Here is a 24,882-nt window from a genome sequence, read left to right on the forward strand (position 1 = left end):
CCCGCTTCCTCCGTGAAAGGCTCCTCCATGCACGACCGCTCCACCCTCGCGCTGCTGCGCATCGACCGATTCGTCCGCGAACGTCTGGCCCCCGCGATCCACCGCGCTTCGCATCCGGTCTCGGTCACCGCCTGGGACGCACCGGGCGAACCGGTGCCCTTCGACGAGGCCCGCGCAGGCGCTTACCGCCCGATCGAGGTCGGTCAGCCCTGGGGGCGCCCCTGGGGGACGACGTGGTTCCGCGTCACGGGCGATGCGCCGGCCGACTGGTTCGACGACGGCCGGCCGATCCCCGGGACGCGCGCCGAGCTCGTCGTCGACCTCGGCTTCACGTCCGGGCAGGCGGGCTTCCAGTGCGAGGCTATGGTGTGGTCGCTCGACGGCCGGCCGCTGCGCGGGATCGCCCCGTTCAACAATGCGGTGACCGAGGCGGTGTCGCCGGGCGGTGCGATCGACGTCTTCGTCGAGGGCGCCTCGAACCCCGACGTCGGGAGCATCTTCACCTTCGCGCCGACACCGGTCGGCGACCGGGCGACCGCCGGGGAGGATCCCGTCTACGTGCTGCGGACGGTCGATGTGCGACTGCGCGACCTCGAGGTCACGGCTCTCCTGGCCGACACGTCGGCGCTCCGGGGGCTCGCGGCGCAGCTCGACGCGACCTCTCCTCGGCGTGCCGACATCCTTCTCGCCTTGGAACGGATGATCGACGTCGTCGACCCGCACGACGTCGCGAGCACCGCGGCTGCGGGCCGCGCCGTGCTCGCTCCCGTTCTCGCGGCTCCGGCCTCGGCGAGCGCGCACACGCTGCACGCCGTGGGGCACGCCCACATCGACTCGGCGTGGCTGTGGCCGGTGCGCGAGACGGTGCGGAAGGTCGCCCGGACCTTCTCGAACGTCCTCTCGCTCATGGACGAGGATCCCGACTTCGTCTTCGCCGCGTCGTCGGCGCAGCAGTACGCGTGGGTGAAAAAGTACTACCCCGACCTGTTCGAGCGCATCCGGGCACGCGTGGCCGAGGGCAGGTTCGTGCCGGTCGGCAGCATGTGGGTCGAATCCGACACGAACCTGCCGGGCGCGGAGGCTCTGGCCCGGCAGTTCATCGCCGGCAAGGGGTTCTTCCGGCGCGAGTTCGGCATCGACACCCCCGAGGTGTGGCTTCCCGATTCGTTCGGCTACAGCGGTGCCCTACCGCAGATCGCGAAGGCCGCGGGCGCGCGCTGGTTCCTCACGCAGAAGACCTCGTGGAACGAGACGAACCGGATGCCGCACCACACGTTCCGGTGGGAGGGCATCGACGGCACGCGGCTGTTCACCCACTTCCCGCCGGTCGACTCGTACAACTCGGTCGTCTCGGCGGCCGAGCTCGCGCACGCCGAACGCAACTACGCCGACAAGGGGCGCGGCACCGTCTCGCTGCTCCCGTACGGCTTCGGCGACGGCGGCGGCGGCCCCACCCGCGAGATGACAGCCGCGATCGCCCGCACCACCTCGCTCGAGGGCTCGCCGCGTGTCGTCCACTCGACGCCCCGGCGATTCTTCGAGACCGCCGAGGCCGAGTATCCCGAGCCGGAGGTCTGGGTCGGCGAGCTGTACTTGGAGTTCCACCGCGGCACCTACACGAGCCAGCTCGCCACCAAGCAGGGCAACCGCCGCAGTGAGCACCTGCTGCGCGAGGCCGAGCTGTGGGCGACCACCGCGGCCGTGCGCACCGGCGCGCCCTATCCCGCCGAGAGGCTCGCCCGAGTGTGGGAGACGGTGCTGCTGCAGCAGTTCCACGACATCCTGCCGGGATCCTCGATCGCCTGGGTGTACCAGGACGCCGAGCGCAACTACGCCGCGGTCGCCCGTGAGCTCGAGGAGATCATCGGCGACGCGTTGACGGCGTTGGCGGGGGCGACCGCGCCGGGAGAGACGCACGAGCTCCGGGTCAATGCCGCGCCGCACGCGCGCGGCGGTGTTCCGGCGCTCGGAGCCGCGCTCGCGGCCCCGGCATCCCGCGTGCGCCCCGAACGCTCGCCCGAGGGCTGGGTGCTCGACAACGGCGTCGTGCGCGTGGTGGTCGACGATCGCGGCCTGATCGTCTCGGCGGTCGACCTGGCGAGCGGCCGGGACAGCGTGCCGCCGGGCGCGGCGTCCGCGCTGCTGCAGCTGCACCGCGACACCCCGACCCAGTGGGATGCCTGGGACGTCGACGTGCACTACCGGAACACCGTGACCGACCTCACCGACCTCGACGGGCTCGAGGTCGACGGCGACGAGATCGTCGTCACCCGGTCGTTCGGGTCGTCGCGGGTCGTCGAGCGCATCGGGCTCGATGCCGGGTCGCGCACCGTGTCGCTCGGGTTCGAGCTCGACTGGCACGAGTCGCAGAAGCTGCTCAAGCTCGCGTTCCCCGTCGACGTGCACACCGACAGTGCGACGTCGGAGGTGCAGTTCGGTCACATTGAGCGGAAGACCCACACGAACACGTCGTGGGATTCCGCCCGCTTCGAGACCGTCGCGCAGCGATGGGTGCGCGTGGGCGAGCCCGGCTTCGGTGTCGCGGTCGCGAACGACTCCACCTACGGTCACGACATCACGCGGGCCGAGCGCTCGGCCGGCGGCGGCACGATCTCGATCGTCCGCCTGTCGCTCATCCGATCGGCGCTGTTCCCCGATCCCACGCAGGATCAGGGCGCGTATGCCCTGCGGGTCGGCCTGGTCGTCGGCGCGGACGTCGAGGATGCCGTCGTCGAGGGCTATCGGTTGAATCTGCCCGAGCGGCTGGTGACGGGGAGCGCAACCGAGATCGAACCGATCGTGGCGGTGGAAGACCCGGGGGTCGTCGTCGAAGCGGTCAAACTCGCCGAGGACGGCTCGGGCGACGTCGTCGTGCGGCTGTACGAGGCACTCGGCCGCCGTGTCGACACGGTCGTGCGCCCCGGTTTCGACGCGCTCGCGGTGGTTCAGACCGATCTGCTCGAGCGCGAGGTCGCGGCATCCGCCCTCGTCGACGACGCCGTTCCCCTCTCCCTGCGCCCGTTCGAGATCGTGACGCTCCGCTTCGCCCGCTGACGACGCGAACCCCGGAGCCGCAGCACGGTGCCCGCCGGATGTCGCGATGTCGCGATGTCGCTAGCATCGTCGCGTGATGACCCGGCGCCTCGTTCCCCTCGTTCTGGTGTTCGCCGCCGCCGCGCTGACTGCGGGCTGCACCCCGGCTGCGGAGGGCACGGGCGCCGGCACCGACGGCTCGACGCCGGCCGCGAACGCGCCGGGCGCACCGAGCGCGGCCCCCGAGGACGAAGGGACGCGGGCGTTCGCGAGCCCGGACTGCACTGCCGTCGAGGCTGTCGTCGCGCCCTACATCGACGGCCTCGTCGCGCGCGAGGACAACGGATCGGACGAGTACGGCACGCTGTGCGGATGGGGTGCCCCCGAGGGCACGATCGACCTCGACGACATCCGCTCGGTCGAGGTGTCGATCAGCCCCGACCCGGCTCCCCCGCTGAGCGCCGCCGAGCTGGAGACCATCGGGTTCACTCCGATTCCGGATGCCGACGTCGAGGCCGCGGGCGGCATCGCGTACACCGCAGGCACGACGGTTGCGGTGGCGGGAGTGATCGTGACGACGGTCGCCCTCCCCGACGTCGAGGTCATCGTCACGGGCGGGCAGTGGGCCGACCGGCCGGCGCTCGACGGACCCGCCGCGGTCGACGTGGCCGCGCGCCTGCTCGGCCTCCGCTGACCTCGCGCCCCGCGGCGAGTCGCCAGCTTCGGAGGATCTCGCAAACGTCGGACCGACGCGCACGATGAGTCCGATGTTCGCGACATCCTCCGCCGTTGACGCGCGGGCCCTGACGCGTATTTGTTCCGGCGCGCCACGCGGATCGGGCACATCATGTAGTGGCTGAATCGAGATCCGACCCCCATATCTGGGAAATCTCGTGAAGGGACTCACATGACCACGCGCTCCATCGCCGTCCGGGCGACCGTCGACGAGTATCTGCAGAAGCACGACTGGCGCGTCAACGCGAACGCGAACCAGGGCTACAGCCTGGGCGGGCTGATCCTCAACGCCTCGGGCAAGCTCATCGCCAACTACTGGCTCGACGAGGTCTATGCGCCCGAGGCCGGAGCCGCGCACCGCGACGGTGACATCCACATCCATGATCTCGACGTGTTCGCCGGCTACTGCGCCGGCTGGTCGCTGCGACAGCTCCTCGAACAGGGGTTCAACGGCGTGCCCGGCGCGATCTCGTCAGCCCCGCCGAAGCACTTCTCGAGCGCCCTCGGTCAGATCGTCAACTTCCTCGGCACCCTCCAGAACGAGTGGGCGGGTGCCCAGGCGTTCAGCTCGTTCGACACCTACCTCGCGCCCTTCGTGCGGCTCGATGGGCTCGATGAGCGAGCCGTGCGCCAGGGCATCCAGGAGCTCGTGTTCAACCTCAACGTCCCCTCGCGGTGGGGCACCCAGACCCCGTTCACCAATCTGACCTTCGACTGGACCTGCCCCGACGACCTCGCCGACCAGCGCCCGCTCGTCGGCGGGCGCCTCGCCGACTTCACCTACGGCGACCTCGCGCCCGAGATGGCGATGATCAACCGCGCTTTCCTGTCGGTCATGACGGAGGGCGACACCGACGGCCGGGCGTTCACCTTTCCCATCCCGACCTACAACATCACGAAGGACTTCGACTGGGACGCCCCGGAGGTCGAGGCGCTGTTCGGGATGACGGCGAAGTACGGCCTGCCCTACTTCCAGAACTTCGTGAACTCCGACCTCGATCCCGGAATGATCCGCTCGATGTGCTGCCGCCTGCAGCTCGACCTCACGGAGCTCCTGAAGCGCGGCAACGGCCTGTTCGGCTCGGCCGAGCAGACCGGTTCGATCGGCGTCGTCACGATCAACTGCGCCCGGCTCGGGTTCGTGCACGCCGGCGACCGCGCGGGCCTGTACGCGCAGCTCGACCGGCTGCTCGAGATCGCCCGCGACAGCCTCGAGGCCAAGCGCATTGCCATCGGACGCCACCTCGACGCCGGTCTCTACCCCTACAGCAGGCGGTACCTCGGAACTCTCGCGAACCACTTCTCCACGATCGGGGTCAACGGTCTCAACGAGGCGGTGCGCAACTTCACCGACGACCGGCACGACATCACCACCGAGGAGGGGATGCGGTTCGCCGCAGACCTGCTCGATCACGTGCGCGCTCGCATGGTGGAGTTCCAGGAGCAGACCGGGCACCTCTACAACCTCGAGGCCACCCCCGCCGAGTCGGCGACCTACCGCTTCGCCCGCGCCGACATGGCGCGCTTCCCGAGCATCCGCCATGCCGGCACGGCGGCCAATCCGTATTACACGAACTCGTCGCAGCTGCCGGTCGCGTTCACCGACGACCCGTTCCTGGCGATGGAGCTCCAGGAGGGGCTGCAGCAGAAGTACACCGGCGGCACCGTGCTGCACCTCTACATGGGCGAGGCCGCACCGACGGCCGAGGCGTGCAAGGCTCTCGTCCGCCGTTCGCTCGAGCGGTTCCGCATCCCGTACATCACGATCACGCCGACGTTCTCGATCTGTCCCCAGCACGGGTACCTCTCGGGCGACCACGCGTCATGTCCGCAGTGCGGCGCCGGATGCGAGGTGTGGACACGGGTGATGGGCTACTTCCGGCCGGTCTCGTCGTTCAACATCGGCAAGCGAGGCGAGGCGGCCGAGCGTGTGCCCTTCTCGTACGAACGCGCCGCGGCGGTCGTGTGACGTGGCCGCCGTCGCGGGTCGCAGCGCCTCCGAGCTGCGCATCGCGGGACTCTCGCGGTTCTCGACCGTCGACTGGCCCGGCCGCCTGGTGGCGACCGTGTTCCTCCAGGGATGCCCGTGGGACTGCCGCTACTGCCACAACCCCGAACTGATCGATCCGCGTAGGCGCGGCAGGATGCCGTGGGAGGGGGTCACCGCCTTCCTCGGCGAGCGCCGCGGCCTGCTCGACGGGGTGGTCTTCTCGGGCGGTGAGCCGACGATGCAGCGCGCCCTCCCCGACGCGGTCGCACGGACCCGCGAGCTCGGGTTCGACGTCGGGCTGCATACGGGCGGCGCGTACCCGGACCTGCTCGAGGCCGTGCTGCCGGCCCTGTCGTGGATCGGCCTCGATGCCAAAGCGGGGGCCGACGACTACGCCGGCGTGACGGGCCGAGGTCCGAGCGGACGCGCCGCGCTGCGCTCGCTCGACCTCGTGCTCGCCGCCCAGCGCGAGCGTGCCGCCTCGCGGCATCCGCTCGACGTCGAGGTCCGCACGACGGTGCACCCAGACCTCATCGACGACGCCCGGCTCGGCGAGCTCGGCGAGCTGCTGGCCGACCGCGGGGTGCGGCGGTGGGCGATCCAGCGGTTCCGCGCGACGGGCAGTCGGTGCGGGGCGCCGGTCGCCGCCTCGCTGCGGCTCGACCGCGTGCCGCGGGAACGGTTCGAGCGCGTCGACGTGAGGTGAGACGCGGGGGTTGCGCGAACTCGGCGCGGTTCAGCGCACGCCTCGCGCGGTGAGGGCGTCGCCGAGGTCGTCGGCGTGCTTCAGGGCCAGAACGATGAAGGCGAACACCGACGAACGGATGCCGCGACCCGCGCCCCGCGCCCGGTGGGCGTCCCGGACGTCGCGGGCGAGCCGCGCGAGCGTGGGCACGGTTCCGAGCGCCACGACGAGCAGCAGCGCCATGCGCTCGGCATCCACCCCCACCCGGCGCGCCGGCCGGAGGGCGCGTTCGAACAGGTCGAGCAGCGCGGTGACGGGCGTGGTGAGGGCGAGGAGGGCGGCGAGGAGCACAGCGACGGCGACGCGCACGGTGCCGAGCACCGCCGGCTCGAGCCCCAGAAAGACGGCCTGCCCCGCGAACGACACGACCAGCAGCCACCGCAGCGCCCACACCTGGCGCCCGAGCTCGCGCCAGCCCGTGCCCGGCACGGCGTAGCAGGTCAGGGCGAAAAGGGCCCCGCCGAGCGCCGCGGGAACGCTCGAGGGCACGAGCGAGATACCGAGCACGAGCAGCAGGAGGATCGCCGTCTTCGGGCCCGCCGGCATCCTGTGCCAGCCGCGGTCGCCGGGGCGGTAGAGCGTCAGCATCCGCGCCACGACCGCTCGTACCCGTCGACGACCTCGTCGGCCGCTCCCCACGCGGCGACGCGACCGCCGGCGACGTGCACGGCCACCTCGCAACGTCGAGCGAGGGCGAGGTCGTGGGTCACGAGTAGCAGCCGGTGGCCGGTGTCGGCGAGGAGGTGTGAGGCGATCCGGTCGGCATTGCGCCCGTCGAGGAACGCGGTGGGCTCGTCGGCCACCACGAGCTCGGGATCCCGCACGAACGCGCCGCACAGCGCGAGCAGCTGCTTCTGGCCGCCCGACAGCTCGTGCGCCGGATGATCGCGCAGCCCGGCGAGCCCGAACCGGTCGAGCGCCCGGTCGACCCGTGCGGCGCGCTCGGCGCGGCTCGTCCGCTCGCTGCGCAGCGAGAACGCGACGTCCTCGGCGACCGTCGGCATGACGATCTGCGCGTCGGGGTTGCTGAAGACCACGGCGATGCGGCGTCGCAGTTCGGCGGCGTCGCGCACGGCGTCGAGGCCGAGGACCTCGACGCGTCCCGCCGTCGGGCGCGCGAGCCCGCCGACGAGCCGGGCGAGCGTCGACTTGCCCGAACCGTTGTCGCCGACGACGGCGATGAGGCGGGCATCGAGGTCGAGCGTGAGGTCCGCGAGCACGTCGGCGTCGCCGAGGCGCACCCCGACGCGGTCGAACCGGATGCCGCGCCCGTCACCGCGCGTCACCGGACGACCTCGACGACGAGCGCAACGCCCATCCCGCCGCCGACGGATGCCGCGGCGACACCGATCGATCCGGCCGGCGCACCGCCGCGGACGAGTCGGGAGAACAGCCGCACGACGGCGACGGCACCGCTCGCCCCCCACGGATGACCGAGGGCGAGCGCGCCGCCGTCCGCACAGACGCGAGGGTCGTCGTCGGCGATCCCGAGCCGGCCGAGCACTGCGAGCGACTGCGCCGCGAAGGCCTCGACGATCTCGAAGGCCGTCACGTCGGCGAGGGCGGTCCCCGCGTCGGCGAGGGCCGCCTCGATCGCGGGCGCCGCGCCGATACCCGGCAGCGCGGGGTCGCAGCCGACGACGGCGCCGCCGCGGACGAGGAGGCCGGCGGCATCAGGATGCGCGGCCCGGTCCACGAGCGCGACCGCGGCCGCTCCGTCGCCGATGCGTGTGGCCGTCCCCGCCGTGACGGTGCCGCCCGCGCGGACGGGCTGCAGCCGCTCGAGCACGCGGGTACCGGCACCGATCCCGTCGTCGTGGCGGACGCCGGCGATCGCGACGATCTCGTCGTCGAAGCGCCCCACGTCGCGGGCGCGCGCCGCGCGGTCGTGGCTGCGCCGGGCGGCGGCATCCTGTCGCTCCCGATCGATGCCGTCGTGCGCGGCGAGCGCGTCGGCCGCGTCGAGCATGTCGGGGTCGGCGACCCCCGCGGGAGCGAAGGGGGCACGCTCGTAGGCGACGCCGCCGACGCTGCGCACCGGCACGGTCGACGCGCTCTCGACCCCTCCGGCCAGGCGCGGCCGCGGGTCGCCGGCGGCGATCGCGCGCCACGCGTCGATGACCGCGGCGAGGCCGCTCCCGCACTGACGGTCGACGGTCGACCCCGTCACCCCGAACCCCCATCCCGCGGCGAGCGCGGCGACGCGGGCGGGATTGCCGCCGGGGCCGCGGCAGTTCCCGAGCACGACGTCGGCGACGTCCAGCGGCGCGCCGAGCACGGCGGCCGCATCGTCGGCCGCGGCGCGGAGGACGGGTGCGGCGAGACGGTCGACGCCCAGTCCCGCCAGGCCCCGTCCGCGCGTCGTGAGAGGGGTGCGCCGCGCGGCGACGATGACGACCTCAGGCACGCGACGCCCCGCCGCCGTGCAGCATCCGGCGGACGTCGGCCCGAGCCGGCTTGCCGGTCGTGGTGCGGGGCACGTCTCCGACGAACCACAGGCGGGGAACGTGCGCCGGGGCGAGGACGGCCGCCGCCGCCGCACGCAGCGCAGCAGGGTCGGGCGTCGCTCCGGGCCGGGGTTCGACAAGGGCCGCGACCAGCGCGCCGACGCCGAGCCTCGGCACCCCGACGACGACGGCGTCGGCGACGCCGGGGAGGTCTCGGAGGACCCGTTCCACGTCCGCCGGTACGACGGACACCCCGCCTGAGACGATGGCGTCGTCGGCACGCCCGTCGAGTCGCAGCACACCGTCGCCGATCGTCCCCCGGTCGCCGACGCTCGCCCACTCCCCCTGGCGTCGCAGGGGTCCCGCGGCGCCGAGGTATCCGTGCGCGACGAACGGCGAGCGCACCCGGACCTCGCGCGAGCGGACGTCGATCTCGACCCCGGGGAAGGCCCGCAGACCGCGCCCGTCCTCGTCCACCGCGACGAACGAGAGCTCCGCCGCGCCGTAGTACGACACGACGCGCACACCGGCGGCCTCCGCCTCGCCGCGCAAGCTCTCGTCGAGGTCCGCCCCGCCGACGAGCGCCGCCCGCAGGCCCGACGGGCGATCCGCCAGGAGGGCGCGCAGGTGCGACGGCGTGCCGTGGAAGAGCGTCGCCGCCGCACGGCTCTCGGATGTCACCGGGGGCGGGCCGCCGGCGAGCGCATGCGCCAGCGAGAAGAGCGTGAGCGATGACGAGGCCGGGCCCGGCAGCAGCATCCGGTCGTCGTCGCGGGCGTCCAGAAGGCGCTCGATCGCGGCGAAGGACGCCTCCCACGACGCCGCGGAGCGGATGACGATGCGGGGCGCCCCGGTTGATCCCGATGTCGTCGTCGCCCACGCGACGTCGGCGGGCAGCGTGGTATCGGCCGCGAGCCGCTCGATCTCCGCACGCATGCCCGCGGGCCACCGATCGTCGACGACGAGCGGCACGTCGCCGCCCTGTCTGACGGCCGCGAGCCGTTCGATGATTGCGGCGGGCTCCGCGGACTCGGCGCGGAGCGTGACGATGCGGGCGGTCACTCGGCGGAGGATGCGACGACGCGGTCGTCGGCGGACGATGCCGTGACGGGAGCGTCGGCCCCTTCCGTCTCGGCGGTGCGTCGCCGGGTCGTCCATGTGCGGCGGAACGCCCGGGGGTACCCGCGGACGAGCGCGCCCACGAGGGCGGTCGCGATGACGGCCTTGACGATGTCGCCGGGCACGAAAGCGAGGTTCGCGAGGGCGGCCTGCTCGACCGCGAGCCGCAGGACGAGGCTCTGCACCGGGATGCCGCAGGCGTAGACCACCAGCACGCCGCCGACGAGCATCCCCGCGGCCGTCCGCCACCACACCGGCCGACGTCCACCGGCGTGCACGATCAGACCGACGACGACCGCTCCGACCAGCCAGCCGAGCAGATATCCGCCGGTCGGGCCGACGAAGACGGCGAGTCCGCCGCGGCCGCCCGCCAGCAGAGGCAGCCCCACGGCGACGAGGGCCAGGAAGGTCGCGACCGAGGCCGCGCCGACCACCGGCCCGAGCACGGCACCGGCGAGCATCACTCCGAGGGTCTGGGCCGTGATCGGCACTCCGCCGAACACCGTGAACGAACCGGGCAGTCCGAGGACGGCGATGAGCGCGGCGAACACGGCGGCGCGGGCGAGATCGGGCGCATCGAGCGAGCGGCGGGCATGACGTCGGGACGGGGTCACTATTCCTCCTGAACACCGTTCACGTGAACGGCGTTCAGGTAGAGTAGCCTCATGATCGCCGACGACTCAAACCGAGGGGGCCGAGCGCCGCGACGCTCGCGGGACGACGTCGTCGACGCCGCTCTCGACCTGCTCGACCGCGTCGGGCTGCCCGACCTGTCGATGAGGCGTCTCGCCGAGCATCTCGGCGTGCAGCCGAGCGCGCTGTACTGGCACGTCGAGAACAAGCAGCAGCTGCTCGCGGCCGTGAGCGCGCGCATCCTCCGTCCGGTCAGCGCAGACCACGAGGCGGGCACGAGCCTCGATGTCGCCGCACGAGATGTCGCCGTGCGCCTGCACGACAGCCTGCTCGCCTACCGCGACGGGGCCGAGGTCGTCTCCAGCTCGCTCGCGCTCGGGCTCGTCGAGCCACCCGCGCACGCACGGCTCCGGGCCGTCGCACTCGAGCGCGGCGAGTCGGCCTCTCTCGCCGACACGATCGGCGACACCATCACCCATTTCGTCGTCGGCTTCACCTTCCACCAGCAGCAGCGCCGCAGCGCCGACGCGTGGGGCGCGGCCTCGGGCGGCGTCGCCGCCTCGCCCGAGCGCATCGCCGCCGGCGACGACGACGGCTTCACCGCGGCGCTCGACCTGATCATCGCCGGGGTGACGACGGTGCTCGCCGGCGGCGCCACGCGGCATCCAGCGCCCCGGCGATGACGATCGTCACGACGTAGACGAGCAGATCGCGTGCGTCGAAGACCGTCCCGAGCACCAGGACCGCCGGCGGGAAGACGGCAGCTGCCCGCGCGGGCAGATCGCTCAGCTGCAGCAGCTCGACCGCGAGGCACCAACCGCCGGCGACCGCCGCGACGACGACGGCTCCGGCACGGGGTGCGACGGCGACCACCAGGACGTAGATCAACACGGCGTACAGCGCGTCGCCGGCGATGTCGGTCGCGGCGGTGTCGGGCAGGATGCCGTGGACGACGAGTCCTGCCGCGACGACCGCGACGGCCAGCGCGGCCGCGCCCCAGCGCCGGGCGGCGGGGCCGGTCACAAGCGGTCGCGGAGCCACGACGTCGCGACCGCCCGGGCCCCCGCCGCCTCGACGCGAGCGCGCAGCTCGCGATCCGAGGTCACGACACTGACCCGCTCACCCGCGGCCACCGCGGCGGTGGCCGCCTCGACGATCGCGTCGTCACCGGAGGCCGGTGCACGACTGAGCTCGACCCCCGCCGGAGCGATGACGTCGCGGGCCTGCCCTTCGACGACAGCCACCACACGCGGGAACCAGACGTCTTCAGGAAGCTCCAGGCCCGCGGCATCCGTCCCCCGCTCGGCCAGCGCCGCCACCTCGGCGAGCAGCCGCGCGGCAGCGCCGGCGCGGTCGCGCCACCAGCCGTCGGGGACCGAACCGACCACGTTCGCGACGTCGACGACGACGGTCGGACGCACCGAGAGCAGGCTGCGCAGCCGCGGCCAGGATGCCGCGAAGCCGGGATGCAGCGGGAAGGACTCGACCTCGTCGATGGGAACCCACGCGAGCTCGCGGCTCTCGGGATCGCTGATGACCGGGCGGAAGGGCGTCGTGACGTCGGCCACGAGGGTGCCGTAGGTCCACACGCCGACATCGAGCACCGACAGGAACCGCGGCGCGACGGCATCCGCGGGAACGCCGGCCTCTTCGGCCGACTCGCGCAAGGCTCCGTCGCGCGCGGACTCCCCCGCGTGACGCGCGCCTCCGGGAAGACCCCAGGTGTCGCCGAAGTGGCTCCACGACACCCGATGCTGCAGCAGCACGCCGCGCTCCGGGTCGACGGCCAGCAGACCCGCGGCACCGAAGCGCCCCCAGTACCGCTCCCCCGAGGGTGCGACGACCCATGCGTCGCCCGGATCGCGCGGGCCGTGCGGCGGGCGCGGGGCGTCGGCGGGATCGTCGGTCATCCCCACAGCCTGACACAGCCGCGGTCCGCGGGCTCGTGATTGGCATCGTGTTACCAGCGGGTTCTCCCCGCGGCTGCGGCGCACAATGGGGACGTGGAGTACGAGATCGATGACTCACCCGCCCGCATCCAGCGCGAGGTCGTATGGCGCTGGCTCTCGTCCGAGGCCTATTGGGGCCGCTGGCGCGAACGCTCCGTGCTCGAGGCGCAACTCGACGCGGCCTGGCGGGTCGTCGGGGCCTACCGTGCCGACACCGGAGAACAGGTCGGCTTCGCCCGCGCGGCCTCCGATGGTGCGAGCTTCGCCTACCTCGCCGACGTCTTCGTCGTCGCCGAGCACCAGGGCGCGGGCGTCGCGCACCGGATCCTCCGCCGCATGATCGATGAGGGTCCCGGGCACGACTTCCGCTGGACGCTGTTCACGCGCGACGCGCACAGTCTCTACGCCGAGTTCGGCTTCGAGACGCCCGACGAGACCGCGATGGTCCGCCGGGCGGCACCCGCCAAGCGCTGAGAGAGCGAACACCGCCGGACGCGCTGCGGCAGTAATCAGCTCGGCGCCGCCTGTGGATGGTCGGGACGCGATGTCGGAGGTCCGTGACATGATTCGAACATGCATTCGAATGGCGGACTCGGCGGCGGGATGGGCAGCGACGGTGATGTCGACGTCCTCGCTCAGCTGGTCGCGGATGCCGAGGGGGTTTCGGATGCCGCGCGGGCGGTGCAGATCCGTGAGGTTCGGGTGCTCGCGGCAGCGGGGGTTCTCGCGGAGAAGCAGGCTGCTGGGGCATCCGAGAAGGTCAAGGCGCGGGAGATGGCGCTGCGTGGCATCGCGGCGGAGCTGGCCGGGGTGTTCGTCGCGACCGACCGGACCCTGCAGCGCCGGATCGATGAAGCCCGCGATCTGGTCGAGAACTACCCGGTGACGATGGCGGCCTGGGAGGCCGGGCGCATCGTCCGCGGGCACGTGAGGGTCATCCAGGAGGTCGGATGCCTGGTGCCCGTGGAGGAGCGGGCGGAGTTCGAACGCGTCGCGGTCGAACGGTGCGAGGGCGAAAGGCCCAACCGGGTGCTGGAGGCATTGCGGATGATCGCGGAACGGATGCACCCGCGGAGCTTCACCGAGCGGCACGAGGAGGCCGCGGCCGGTCGGTGCGTGCGGGTGCAGCCCAGTTCGGATGGGATGTCGGATCTCATCGCGACGCTGCCGACCGTCATCGCCGACGGGATCGTCGACCGGCTGACCCGGCAGGCGCGGGAGATCATCAACGCGCGCGCACAGGCCGACGAGGTTGTCGACGCTGGAACAGGCGACGGGTCGTCGTTCGTCGACGATGCGCGAACGATCGACCAGGTCCGCGCCGACGTGTTCTCCGACCTCTTGCTCGCCGGGACGCCGGCCCTCGATCCCACCGCGAGCGGTGACGGCGACGGAACGCTCGGGGCGATCCGCGCACACGTGCAGGTCGCGGTATCCGCGCTGACACTCATGGGTCAGGACGAGGGGCCCGCCGACCTCGCCGGGCGCTCCCCCATCGACGCCGCCACCGCCCGCGAGCTCGCGGGCAACGCGACCTCGTGGGACCGGCTGCTCACCCACCCCGTCACCGGAACCGTGCTGGAGTGCGACAGCTACCGGCCCACGAGCGCGATGATCAGACTGCTGCGAGCGCGGGACCGGCACTGCCGGTTCCCCGGATGCCGACAACCCGCCATCCGCTGCGAACTCGACCACACCATCGCCGCATCCGACGGCGGGGGCACCCACGTGTGCAACCTCGCCAACCTCTGCAAACGACACCACGACGTCAAACACCACACCCGCTGGCACGTCCAACAACTCCCCGGCGGGCGGCTCGTATGGACCTCACCGACCGGACGCATCTACCGCGAAGACGCACCACCACCACTCGTCGCCTTCACCATCGTCGTGCCGTCCGGCGGTGACGACCCGCCACCTGCGCCATCGGGAACCTGGGATGAACCGCCGCCGTTCTAGCGTGAGCCGCGGGACGCTCCGGCGCCGCGCACAATGGAGCGCGCGTCAGTCCGCGGCGATATGGATCGTGCTGAACGAGTCCGCGGGAAGGACGACGTCGAACGCCGCGCCGTCGAGAGCGACCGTCACCGGCAACTCGTCGGCGAGATCGTTCTGCATGACCACGACGATCGAGCCGTCGGGGTTCTCGAAGGCGAGCTGGTTCTCGTGACCCGTCCAGCTGAACGCGTCGATGCGCGTCGCGCCGGTCTGCACGTGGTGCGCGAGGTGCTTCATCACGAAGAACTCGTGGGTGTACCGGAATCCGTTGGTCTCGGGATCGACGACCACGAGCGAGTTCTGGGCCCATCCCCAGCGGCTGACGCCGCCCTCGTCGAGCGCGAGGTTCCAGTAGGTGTACGCGTTCGCGCCGGCCTCGAAGAAGCGCTTCATGAGAGACCAGGTGTACCGCGCGAAGCGCCAGTCGTTCCGACCATCACCGCACTCCTGCTCCGTTTGATAGAGCGACAGATGCGGCGCTATCCGGTGCGCATCGGCGATGGCGCCCTTCCCGGCCCACTGGAATCCCGCGCCGGAGATGAAGGGCCCGGCATCCGGATCGGCGAGCACGGCCGCCAGGTGCTCCGGCGCCGGGCGCTCCTGCGTCCCGAAGAACACCTCCACCCCCAGCTCCCGCATCCGCGGGCCGAGGACGGCGATGAAGCGGGCCAGCCCCTCGGGCGTCCACGTGCAACTCGGGAACACCTGCGGCGAGTTGAACTCGTTCTGCGGCATGACCATCGAGATCTCGATGCCCTCCGCGCGGTACGCCTCGACGAATCGCGCGAAGTACTCCGCATAGGCGGTCAGGTAGCGCGGCTCCTGGATCATCATGTCCGTACCCTCGGCACCGACCTGATCGGGCCGGAGCCCGTTGTCGATGTCGTTCCCGCGCCACGGCAGGGCGGCGGCGTAATGACCGTTCGTCTTCATCCACGACGGCGGGCTCCACGGCGATGCCCACAGCTTCAGGTCCGGGCGCCGCCGCAGGGCCTCGTGGATGTACGGGATGAGCGACGCGCGATCGTGCTCGATCGAGAAGTGCTCGAGGTCGAGATCGCCGTCGACCTCGTCGTACGAGTACCAGTCGGTCGAGAAGTCGTTCGCGCCCACCGGCATCCGGCACACCGAGAATCCCGTGCCTCGCCCCGGGGCGAACAGCTCGTCGAAGATCTCAGCCCGGTCGGCGTCGTCCAGCCGGGACAGCGCGCGCCAGCCGAGCTCGTTGAAGCAGACCCCGAACCCCTCGACGGTCTGGTGTCGACGGTCCGTGCGCAGCAGCACGTTGGGCATCCCCGTCAGCGGCGCGAAACGCGGGGGCGGCATCTCGACCCACGCGCGCTCGCGGTCGGTGCTGACCCAGCTGATGCGACGGTTCGGGGCGACGGCATTGTCGGACATGCGGGCCTTTCGGATATGCCTGGCGAACGCACCGCATCACGACGACGCGACGTTGCGTTCCCCGCCATCATGGCAGAGCCGCGTTCCGCGGCGCCCGCGATCGTGTTCCCGGCCACCATCGCCTCTCGTCATAAAACGTTTCCTCACCATAGGATGGCCGGACCGGAGAGGGCGGGGGCGCGATGGCCGGGGCGAAGCAGACGACGATCACGGACGTCGCCGCGCACGCCGGCGTCTCGCTCGCCACCGTCTCGCGCGTCATGAACGGCAATGCCACCGTCGACCCGGCCCTCGCCGAGCGAGTGCGGGCTTCCGCCGCGCAGCTCGGCTACTCGGCGAACCCGCTCGCCCGCAGCCTCGTGCTCGGCCGCACGCAGACCATCTCGGTGGTCGTGCCCGACCTGTCGAACCCCACATTCCAGGGGATGCTGCGGGGCCTGAGCCGGGCCGCGGTCGCCGACGGCTACCACGTGCTCATCGCCGACTCCGACGAGCACGTCGACGAGGAACGCCTGCTCGCCCTCGAGTCGCGGCGGCGTTCGGACGGACTGATCCTGTGCGCTCCGCGCATGAGCGACGAGCAGCTCGCAGAGGTCGTCGCCCAGGTCGCCCCCGTCGTCCTGGTGAACCGAACGGGCGACGCTCCGAGCGTCGCAGCCGACTATCGCGCACCGCTGCGGGCGATCATCGATCACCTCTACGCGCAGGGCCACCGCCGGTTCGCCTACCTCGCGGGTGCGGCGCTCAGCGCGTCGAGTGGCCAGCGCCTCTCCGCGCTCGACGACGCGCGACGCGAGCTGGCCGGCTGCGAGATCGTCGAGATCCCCGCTGGCGTCGACTTCGCGAGCGGGGCAGGCGCCCTCGACGACGTGCTGTCTTCCGGCGCGACGGCGGTACTGGCGTTCAACGACCTGTCGGCGATGGGCCTGCTGAGCGCGGCGACCGAGCGCGGCATCCCGGTCCCGGGCGCACTGTCGATCGCGGGCTTCGACGACATCCCGTTCGCCCGCTACACCTCACCGGCACTCACGACGGCCGCCGTGCCGATGGGCGAGCTCGGTGCACGGGCGTGGTCGGCGCTGCACGACCTTCTGAACGGCCGCACGCCCGAGCCCGCCGTCACGGTTTCGCCCGAGGTGATGGTTCGCGGCAGCACCGGGGCTCCGAACACCTGATCACCGCTCCCTCGCGCCCGCGGAATCGCCCGTGCTAGTCTCAGAAAACGTTTCCTGAGAGCGCTTTCCGCCAGCGGCGCCTCAGCTCCGGGCACGAAGGAGAGCCATGACCCGCACGCGCTACGCGCTCGTGGGCGCGGGACACCGCGCCCAGATGTACGTCGACGCCATCGCCGGGACGCACGCCGACCGGGCGGAGCTCGTCGCGATCTGCGAGCCCAACCCCGTGCGGGCCGAGCACTACCGCGACCAGCTGATCGAGCGCGGGCTCCCCGCCCCGACGCTGTGGTCGCCGGATGACCTCGAGCAGATGGTCCGGGAATCCCGGGCCGAACGAATCATCATCACGGCCCGCGACGATCTGCACGCGTCGCTCATCGTCCGCTCGCTCGACGCCGGCGCCGACGTCGTCGTCGAGAAGCCGCTCACGATCGACGCGCCGAGCGCCGCGGCGATCGAGGACGCCGTCGAGCGCACAGGTCGCTCGGTCGTGCTGACGTTCAACTACCGGTACTCACCCCGCAACAGCGCCCTGCGCCAGGTGATCCAGGACGGCCGGATCGGGCGCGTGACCTCGATCGAATTCTCGTGGCTGCTCGACACGAAGCACGGGGCCGACTACTTCCGCCGCTGGCACCGCGAGAAGGAGCACTCTGGCGGCCTGCTCCTCCACAAGGCCAGCCATCACTTCGACCTCGTCAACTGGTGGATCCGCGACGAGCCGCGCCGCGTGTTCGCATCCGGCGGCCTGCGCTTCTACGGGGCGGAGAACGCCCGATCCCGCGGGCTCGGCGAGCGCCCGCTCCGCGGCACGCACGACGGCAGCCGCGACCCGTTCGAGCTCGACCTCCGCGACGACGATCGCCTGCGCGCGCTGTATCTCGAGGCCGAGAGCCACGACGGGTACCTGCGCGATCGCGACGTGTTCGGCGAGGGCATCACGATCGAGGACAACCTCGCGCTGGTCGTCGACTACGCCGGCGGCGCGACGATGTCGTACTCACTGAACGCCCACGCCCCGTGGGAGGGATACCGCGTCGCCGTCAACGGCACCGAGGGTCGCGCCGAACTCGAGGTGGTCGAGCGCGGCGCCGTCCTCGAGAACGAGGGGCTGCACCCCGTGCTCGACCCCTCGGCCGTCGAGACCGGAGGGCCGGTCTCGCTCCGCCCGCAGGGCGAACGCCTGATCGTCCAGCGCCACTGGGAGGACGCCGTCGAGATCCCGATCGCCTCGGGCGAGGGCGGCCACGGCGGCGGCGACGAGCTGCTGCTCGCCGACGTCTTCGTGGGCCCCGGCGACGACCCGCTGGCCCGACCCGCCGGATGGGCCGACGGAGTGCGGTCGATCGCGGTCGGAATCGCGGGCAACCTGTCGCTGGCCACGGGTCTTCCCGTCCGCACGTGCGAGCTCGGCATCCGGCTGCTCGCCGACGGGCGATGAGTCGCGTCGTCGTCACCGGCGGCGCGGGCCGCCTCGGCCGCAGCCTCGTGGGCGGCCTCGTCGCGGCGGGCCATCGCGTGGTGTCCTTCGACCGGACGGTCTCGGACGCCCCCGAGCTGCGGGGAGCCGATCAGATCGCGATCGACCTCCTCGACGCCGAGGCCACCGTCGCGGCGTTCCGCGCGCAGCGGGCGACCGCCGTCATCCACCTCGCCGCGATCGCAGTCCCCTTCAGCGCCCCCGAAGACGTCATCATGCGCACGAACACGGCACTGGCCGCCTCGGTGCTCGGCGGTGCCGTGACCGTGGGGGTCCCGCGAATCGTCGCCGCCTCGAGCCCCACCGTGCTGGGCTACGGCGCACCGCGCGGCTGGGTGCCCGGCCGCTTCCCCCTCGACGAGGACACGCCGCCGCAGCCGTGGAACAGCTACGCCCTGTCGAAGCTCGTGATCGAGCAGACGATGCGGATGCTGCACCGCCAGACCGGCGACGCGGTGCGCTTCGCCGCGTTCCGCCCCTGCTACGTCATCGCCCCCGAGGAATGGCGCGGAGCGCCGACGCAGCAGGGGCACACCGTCCGCGAGCGCCTCGACGATCCGAGCCTCGCCGCGCCCGCGCTGTTCAACTACGTCGACGCGCGTGACGTCGCCTCGTTCGCCGATGCGCTGCTCGCCGCCCTGCCGACGATCCCGAACGCCGAGACGTTCTTCGTCGGGGCCGACGACGCCCTCGCCCGCCGCCCGCTCGCCGAGCTCATCCCCCGCTTCCACCCCGGCACCGAGGAGGTCGCCGCCGTCCTCACCGGCACCACTCCCGCCTTCTCCAACGCGAAGGCGCGGCGCCTGCTCGGCTGGGCGCCCCGTCATTCCTGGCGCGACGCCCTGACCGAAGACTCTTCCCCCACCGACATCAGAAAGGACGTGCCGGCATGAACTTCGGCGGCATCCTCTTCTTCCCCGTCACCCCGTTCGACGCCTCCGGCGACGTCGATCACGAACTGCTGGCGTCGCACGTGAGCCGTGGCGTCGAGCAGGGCGCCGGCGGGGTGTTCCCCGCGTGCGGCACGGGCGAGTTCCACGCGCTGTCGACCGCCGAGGCGGGTGCCGTCGTTCGTACCGCGGTCGCAAGCGTCGCGGGCGCCGTTCCCGTCGTCGCCGGCACCGGCGGCCCGCTCGGCCATGCCCGCGAGACGGCGCGCGCCGCCGCGGACGCCGGGGCCGACGCGCTCCTCGTGCTTCCGCCGTACCTCGTCGGCGGACCGCAGGCGGGACTCGTCGCCTACGTCGAGGCGATCGCCGCCGCGTCCGACCTGCCGGTGATCGTGTACCACCGCGCGAACGCGCAGTTCACACCCGAGTCGATGCGCCGTCTCGCCGACAACCCGCGGATCGTGGGGTTCAAAGACGGCACCGGCGACATCGGCGCGACGCAGCTCATCGTCCGCGCGATCGCCGATGCGGGCCGCGACGATTTCGCGTTCTTCAACGGTCTGCTCACCGCCGAGCTCACTCAGGCGGCGTACCGCGGCATCGGCGTGCCGCTGTACTCGTCCGCCGCCTTCGCGATGATCCCCGAGGTCGCGAACGCCTACTACCGGGCCTACGTCGAGCACGACGAGGAGCGCCGTCTCGCGCTGCTCGACGCGTTCTACACCCCGTTGGTCGCCCTCCGCGACGAGACGCCCGGATTCGGCGTCTCGCTCATCAAGGCTGGCCTGCGCCTGAGCGGACAGGCCGTCGGCGGCGTGCGCGCCCCGCTCGTCGACCCCACCGCCGTCCAGGAGCGCCGCCTCGCGGCGATCCTGGATGCCGGGCGCGCTCTGCTGTGACGGTGATCGCCGCGCTCGACGCGCGCCTGATCCGGGTCCCGCTCACCCGCCCGTGGGCCGCCGACGTCACCTCGGTCGGCGTCATCGCGACGCATCTGCGCCGCAGTGACGGCGCCGAGGGCTGGGGCTTCTCGTGGACCCCGCAAATCGGGGCCGAGGCGGTGCTCGCCCTCCTGCGCCACGACATCGCGCCCGCCGCCGTGGGGCTTCCCGCCGCCCCGGGCGAGGCCTGGCGGAGCCTCTGGGAACACGTGCACGAGGCGGGCGGCGGGGGCGTGACGACGATTGCGCTCGCGGGTCTCGACCTGGCGCTGTGGGATGCCGCGGCGCGCGCGGCGAACTCGTCGGTCTCGACCCTGATCGGACGACGGCGCGAGAGCGCACGCGTCTACGGCAGCGGCGTGAACCTCCACTACTCGATCGATGAGCTCGTCGCGCAGGCCGAGCGGTGGGTCGAGCGCGGCTTCGGCGCGGTGAAGGTCAAGGTCGGCAAGCCGGACGTCGCCGAGGACCTCGACCGGCTTCGCGCCGTCCGCTCGGCGCTGGGCCCGGATCGCGGCCTGATGATCGACGCCAATCAGCGCTGGGACCTGGGCCGCGCCACGCGGTCGCTCGACGTCCTCGCCGAGGTCCGACCCGCCTGGATCGAAGAGCCCTTGCGCGCCGACGACACCGACGGCCACGCCGAGCTCGCACGTCGGCTCGGCGGCGGACCGCGCATTCCGATCGCGGTCGGCGAGAACCTGCACAACGCGTACCGGTTCGCCGAGATGCTGCGCCGCGGTGGCGCGCAGATCGTCCAGCCCAACATCGTGCGCGTCGGCGGGATCACGCCGCTGCAGCGCATCGCCGCGATCGCCGAGGATGCCGGGGCCGAACTGCACCCGCACCTGCTGCCGGAGCTGTCGGGCCAGCTCGCGCTGACCCTCCCCGGCGGCATCGCCGAACCCTGGGTGGAGGACGTCGAGGATGCCGGCTTCGCCGAGCTCGGCGCCCTCCGCGATCCGTGCCCCGTCGAGATCCGCGACGGACGCCTCCGCGAGACCGACCACGTCGGGCTCGGCCTGCGCTTCCCCGCGCCTCAGGAAAGCGTTTCCCGTAGGCTGGCGCGATGACCTCGAGTTTCACGGCCGCGTTCGACTGGGCCCGCCGTCACGTCGGAGACGGCCGCCTGCCGTCCGCGGTCGTCGGCGTGGCGGACGCGCGCGGCATCCTCGCCCTCGACGCCGTCGCCGCGGACGTCGACGACCGATACGCGCTCTTCTCGATCACGAAGCCGCTGCTCGGCATCTCCGCTGCGCGCGCCATCCAGCGCGGCGAGCTCACGCTGCAGACTCCGCTGACCCGTGCCCTGCCCGAGTTCGGCCGCAACAGGGACGACATCGTGCGGCTCTCGCACCTCGTGAGCCACACGAGCGGCATCAGCGAGCCGCCGCTCGACACCCGGCTGCCGCTGCGTACCGAGCTGCTCACCCGCGGCCGCGACTTCGTCGCCGGAACGGCCTCGCGGTACTCCACACTCGCGGTCGAGGGCGTCGCCGCCCTCGTCGAGAACGCGGCCGGGCGCGCGTGGCACGACGACATCACCGCCTGGGCGTCGAGCATCGGCGCCGATGGCCTGTCGCTCGACCTCGACGGCACGGCGCCGATCGCGGATGCCGCCGCCGCGGGCGCCGACATGACGGCGTTCGCCGCGCAGCGCAATCCCGGTGCCGGCCTCGCCGGGAGGGCGCACGACCTGCTCGCGCTCGGGACCGAGCTGCTGCGGATCCACGGCGGCGCCCGCGACGGCATCCTCTCCCCCGCGACGCTCGCCATGATGCGGCGGCCGCTCACCGGCGACATCCCGCGGCTGGAACCGTACCCTGCCGAACGCGGCCAGGACTGGGGTCTCGCCTGGAACCTGCGCACCCGCGCGCCGGGCCTGATCGACCGCGACGTCTACGGCCACGGCGGCTGGGCGGGAACGGAGTTCTGGGTCCACCCGAGCGCCGGCATCGCGTGGGTGCTGCTGACCAACCGAGCGCTGCGCCCGGGCGTCGACATCGACGAGCTCGACAACGCGATCGTCGGGGCGCGGTGAGCGAGCTGCTCCGCGCCGAGCATTCCGCGTGGCCGAGCCCCGAACGGCCCGCACCGCTTCCGGCTCCCCACGAACGCGCCCGCGGAATCTCGGTCACCGACCGCGCCCTCTACCGACACGGTGAGGGATGGGTGCCGGTATCGGGCGAAGTGCACTACAGCCGGCTGCCGCGCGAGCGCTGGACCGAGCGGATGCGGCAGCTGCGCGCCGCCGGCGTCTCGGTCGCCTCGACCTACTCCTTCTGGAACCACCACGTCGCCGAGCGCGGGCACCCGCGTTTCGACGACAACCTCGACATCGGGGCGTTCATCGACGAAGCGGCCGCGGCGGGACTCGACGTCATGCTGCGGATCGGGCCGTGGGCGCACGGGGAGTCGCGCAACGGGGGCTTCCCCGACTGGGTGCAGGCGATGCCGATCGCCCATCGCAGCGACGATCCCGCCTATCTCGAGCTCGTTCGCGAGTGGTTCGGCCAGCTCGCCATGGCGCTCGGCGGCCGCGCACGACCGGGCGGGCCGGTCATCGGCATCCAGCTCGAGAACGAGCTCTACGACCGCCCCGAGCACCTCGTCACTCTCAAGCGCCTCGCGCGCGAGGCGGGACTGGCGGCGCCCCTGTGGACCGCGACGGCCTGGGGCGGGGCGATACTCCCCGACGGCGAGGTGATGCCGGTGTTCGGCGGCTATGCCGACGGTTTCTGGGTCGACCCCGCAGCCCCGTGGGATCCGACCTTCCGCGCGCACTACTTCCCCTCGCACGACTGGGACGACCCGGGGGTCGGCGCGGACGTGCGTGCGGCTCAGGGGTTCGCGGCGGCGAGCGCTGCCGCCGATCTGCACGGCTTCCCGCCGGCCACCTGCGAGCTGGGCGGCGGGATGGCCACCGCGTACCACCGGCGCCCGGTCCTCGCCGGGCGCGACGTCGCCGCGCTCGCCCACGTGAAGATCGGCAACGGGTCGGCCTGGCAGGGGTACTACATGTTCGTCGGCGGCCGGAACCCCGAGCCCGGACTGCAGGAGACCATCGACACGGGATACCCCAACGACCTGCCCGAGTTCGGGTACGACTTCCACGCGCCGATCGGACAATCGGGCGACCTCGCGGATTCGGCCGCCCTGCTGCGCGCACAGCACGCGTTCCTGGCCGCCTTCGGCGACCGCCTGTCCGGCATGTCGTCGTCGTTGCCCGAGATCCGCGCCACGTCACTCGACGACCGCAGCACCCTCCGGTGGGCGCTGCGATCGACCGGCGATGAGGGCATCGTCGTGATCTCGCACCATCAGCCGTTCGAGCAGGTCGAGGACGTCGCGGAGGTCCGGCTGCGCATCGTGCAGGGCGACGCGGAGACGGTGTTCCCGTCGCGCCCGATCACGGTGCCCGCGGGGACGCTCGCTCGGTGGCCCGTCGGGCTCACCGTGGGACGCACGCGCATCGCCTGGGCGACGGCATCCCTCATCACGGTGCTCACGGGCGCCGCTCGCCCGACGCTCGTGCTCGTCGAGGACCGCGGCGTCCCCGTCGAAATCACGGTCGGCGACTCCGAACCGCGGGATGTCGAACCGGGCCTCGTGCCGCTCCACCTCGGCGACCTCGACGTCCTGGTGCTGCCCGCCGGCGCCGCCGACCGTCTGTGGGTTCGGCCGGGCTCGCATCCGGAGCTGTGGCTGACCGACGGCGAGCTGGCCTGGGATGCCGACGGCGCGCTCCTCCGGGGCGCCGTCGAGGGCCACAGGTACGACCCGCACACGCGCGATTGGTCGGTCGCGAGAGCTGCGCCGGATGCCGCGGGCCGCGGTCTCGCGATGGAGAGCGCGGCGGCGGAGGTCGAGCTCGTCCGTCCGCCGGCCGCTCCGCCCGCGGACTACGGCTTCGGTGGGCCGCGCCACCGTGCGCCGTCGAGCGAGACGTTCGCCGAGCGGGCCGCCCACTACCGGGTGCAGCTCCCCGCGACCTCGTTCGAGCCCGAGGCGGACGCCGTGCTCGACCTCGACTGGGCGGGCGACGTGGGACGGGTCGTGGTCGACGGCCGCGTCGTCGACGACCGCTTCTGGGACGGCACGCGCTGGTCGCTGTCGCTTCGGGATGCCGGAGTCACCCCGACGAGCGAGCTCGCCGTCGAGATGCTGGCGCTGTCGCCGGCCTCGACGATCGCGCTCGCCGCCGGTGCCGAGTCACGTCGAGCGGACGCTGTGGCGACGAGCCTCCGCGCCTCGGTGCGCCGTCGTGGCCCCTGGCGGCGCCTCGTGTGATGCGCCGCGCGGCCCGCGCCGGTAGGGAACTCGGAGAATGGCGCGAGAACCGGATG

The 24,882-nt window shown here is 72.6% G+C and carries 22 protein-coding genes; 14 read left to right on the forward strand and 8 right to left on the reverse strand.

Translation table 11 applies throughout. From position 1 onward, the window contains the following. The first annotated feature begins 27 nt into the window (after positions 1-27). The 4 genes from CI089_RS03580 (at position 28) to CI089_RS03595 (ending at position 6,464) form a co-directional block, all read left to right on the forward strand. Complete coding sequence (locus CI089_RS03580; RefSeq protein WP_094260294.1) at positions 28-3,054, forward strand: alpha-mannosidase; 3,027 nt, start codon at positions 28-30, stop codon at positions 3,052-3,054. Between the two features lie 73 nt (positions 3,055-3,127). Beyond that, complete coding sequence (locus CI089_RS03585; RefSeq protein ID WP_094260295.1) at positions 3,128-3,727, forward strand: hypothetical protein; 600 nt, start codon at positions 3,128-3,130, stop codon at positions 3,725-3,727. Between the two features lie 213 nt (positions 3,728-3,940). Then, positions 3,941-5,737: a ribonucleoside triphosphate reductase gene (locus CI089_RS03590; protein WP_094260296.1), complete on the forward strand. Its 1,797-nt coding sequence runs from the start codon at positions 3,941-3,943 to the stop codon at positions 5,735-5,737. Between the two features lies 1 nt (position 5,738). Further along, on the forward strand, positions 5,739-6,464 hold the full coding sequence (locus CI089_RS03595; RefSeq protein WP_094260297.1) for an anaerobic ribonucleoside-triphosphate reductase activating protein: 726 nt from the start codon (positions 5,739-5,741) through the stop codon (positions 6,462-6,464). A 30-nt stretch (positions 6,465-6,494) separates the two neighbouring features. On the opposite strand, the gene CI089_RS03600 is transcribed toward CI089_RS03595, so the two are convergent. Genes CI089_RS03600 through CI089_RS03620 form a run of 5 tightly spaced genes read right to left on the reverse strand, consistent with a single transcriptional unit; the run spans position 6,495 to position 10,683 of the window. Further along, a complete protein-coding gene (locus CI089_RS03600) occupies positions 6,495-7,091 on the reverse strand; it encodes a CbiQ family ECF transporter T component (RefSeq protein WP_094261225.1) in 597 nt (198 codons plus the stop codon). Further along, a complete protein-coding gene (locus tag CI089_RS03605) occupies positions 7,085-7,789 on the reverse strand; it encodes an energy-coupling factor ABC transporter ATP-binding protein (RefSeq protein WP_256977447.1) in 705 nt (234 codons plus the stop codon). Before CI089_RS03605 ends, CI089_RS03600 begins: the two co-directional genes overlap by 7 nt. Continuing rightward, positions 7,786-8,910 carry a thiolase family protein gene (locus CI089_RS03610; RefSeq protein ID WP_094260298.1) on the reverse strand — a complete coding sequence of 375 codons (1,125 nt, stop codon included), beginning with the start codon at positions 8,908-8,910 and terminating at the stop codon, positions 7,786-7,788. The genes CI089_RS03605 and CI089_RS03610 overlap by 4 nt, the downstream gene beginning before the upstream one ends. Continuing rightward, positions 8,903-10,012, reverse strand: a complete 1,110-nt coding sequence (locus tag CI089_RS03615; RefSeq protein ID WP_256977450.1) for an AMP-binding protein — start codon at positions 10,010-10,012, stop codon at positions 8,903-8,905. Before CI089_RS03615 ends, CI089_RS03610 begins: the two co-directional genes overlap by 8 nt. Continuing rightward, positions 10,009-10,683, reverse strand: coding sequence for a biotin transporter BioY (locus tag CI089_RS03620; protein ID WP_094260300.1), 675 nt, complete (start codon positions 10,681-10,683; stop codon positions 10,009-10,011). Before CI089_RS03620 ends, CI089_RS03615 begins: the two co-directional genes overlap by 4 nt. Positions 10,684-10,734: 51 nt before the next feature. Here CI089_RS03620 and CI089_RS03625 point away from each other — a divergent pair, with 51 nt between their 5' ends. Further along, positions 10,735-11,385 carry a TetR family transcriptional regulator gene (locus CI089_RS03625; RefSeq protein ID WP_094260301.1) on the forward strand — a complete coding sequence of 217 codons (651 nt, stop codon included), beginning with the start codon at positions 10,735-10,737 and terminating at the stop codon, positions 11,383-11,385. Here the strand turns inward: CI089_RS03625 and CI089_RS03630 are convergent. Continuing rightward, positions 11,321-11,725 carry a DUF2809 domain-containing protein gene (locus CI089_RS03630; protein ID WP_094260302.1) on the reverse strand — a complete coding sequence of 135 codons (405 nt, stop codon included), beginning with the start codon at positions 11,723-11,725 and terminating at the stop codon, positions 11,321-11,323. The two genes, CI089_RS03625 and CI089_RS03630, sit on opposite strands and share 65 nt — an antisense overlap. Further along, on the reverse strand, positions 11,722-12,612 hold the full coding sequence (locus CI089_RS03635; RefSeq protein ID WP_094260303.1) for an NUDIX domain-containing protein: 891 nt from the start codon (positions 12,610-12,612) through the stop codon (positions 11,722-11,724). The genes CI089_RS03630 and CI089_RS03635 overlap by 4 nt, the downstream gene beginning before the upstream one ends. A gap of 93 nt (positions 12,613-12,705) precedes the next feature. Here CI089_RS03635 and CI089_RS03640 point away from each other — a divergent pair, with 93 nt between their 5' ends. Together CI089_RS03640 and CI089_RS03645 are read left to right on the forward strand one after the other, a co-directional pair. After that, positions 12,706-13,125: a GNAT family N-acetyltransferase gene (locus CI089_RS03640; RefSeq protein ID WP_094260304.1), complete on the forward strand. Its 420-nt coding sequence runs from the start codon at positions 12,706-12,708 to the stop codon at positions 13,123-13,125. Positions 13,126-13,224: 99 nt separating this feature from the next. Then, positions 13,225-14,610 carry an HNH endonuclease signature motif containing protein gene (locus CI089_RS03645; protein WP_256977453.1) on the forward strand — a complete coding sequence of 462 codons (1,386 nt, stop codon included), beginning with the start codon at positions 13,225-13,227 and terminating at the stop codon, positions 14,608-14,610. Positions 14,611-14,655: 45 nt separating this feature from the next. On the opposite strand, the gene CI089_RS03650 is transcribed toward CI089_RS03645, so the two are convergent. After that, positions 14,656-16,050 carry a glycoside hydrolase family 30 protein gene (locus CI089_RS03650; protein ID WP_094260306.1) on the reverse strand — a complete coding sequence of 465 codons (1,395 nt, stop codon included), beginning with the start codon at positions 16,048-16,050 and terminating at the stop codon, positions 14,656-14,658. A 182-nt stretch (positions 16,051-16,232) separates the two neighbouring features. Between CI089_RS03650 and CI089_RS03655 the strand changes: the two genes are divergently transcribed. From CI089_RS03655 to CI089_RS03685, 7 genes are all read left to right on the forward strand, one after another. After that, positions 16,233-17,225: a LacI family DNA-binding transcriptional regulator gene (locus CI089_RS03655; protein WP_094260307.1), complete on the forward strand. Its 993-nt coding sequence runs from the start codon at positions 16,233-16,235 to the stop codon at positions 17,223-17,225. Between the two features lie 106 nt (positions 17,226-17,331). Next, positions 17,332-18,666, forward strand: a complete 1,335-nt coding sequence (locus CI089_RS03660; RefSeq protein WP_094260308.1) for a Gfo/Idh/MocA family protein — start codon at positions 17,332-17,334, stop codon at positions 18,664-18,666. Beyond that, positions 18,663-19,598, forward strand: coding sequence for an NAD-dependent epimerase/dehydratase family protein (locus CI089_RS03665; RefSeq protein WP_094260309.1), 936 nt, complete (start codon positions 18,663-18,665; stop codon positions 19,596-19,598). Before CI089_RS03660 ends, CI089_RS03665 begins: the two co-directional genes overlap by 4 nt. Then, the gene (locus CI089_RS03670) at positions 19,595-20,494 is read left to right on the forward strand and encodes a 5-dehydro-4-deoxyglucarate dehydratase (protein WP_094260310.1); all 900 of its coding nucleotides are present in this window, start codon (positions 19,595-19,597) and stop codon (positions 20,492-20,494) included. The genes CI089_RS03665 and CI089_RS03670 overlap by 4 nt, the downstream gene beginning before the upstream one ends. Further along, entirely contained in the window at positions 20,491-21,609 is a 1,119-nt protein-coding gene (locus tag CI089_RS03675; RefSeq protein WP_094260311.1) for a mandelate racemase/muconate lactonizing enzyme family protein, read from the forward strand. Before CI089_RS03670 ends, CI089_RS03675 begins: the two co-directional genes overlap by 4 nt. Continuing rightward, the gene (locus CI089_RS03680) at positions 21,606-22,577 is read left to right on the forward strand and encodes a serine hydrolase domain-containing protein (protein WP_094260312.1); all 972 of its coding nucleotides are present in this window, start codon (positions 21,606-21,608) and stop codon (positions 22,575-22,577) included. The genes CI089_RS03675 and CI089_RS03680 overlap by 4 nt, the downstream gene beginning before the upstream one ends. After that, positions 22,574-24,826 (forward strand): beta-galactosidase, encoded by a 2,253-nt coding sequence (locus CI089_RS03685; RefSeq protein WP_179223217.1) that lies wholly within the window; start codon positions 22,574-22,576, stop codon positions 24,824-24,826. The genes CI089_RS03680 and CI089_RS03685 overlap by 4 nt, the downstream gene beginning before the upstream one ends. Positions 24,827-24,882: the final 56 nt, after the last annotated feature.

The organism is Microbacterium sp. Yaish 1 (assembly GCF_002245215.1).
Taxonomy (GTDB): Bacteria; Actinomycetota; Actinomycetes; order Actinomycetales; family Microbacteriaceae; genus Microbacterium.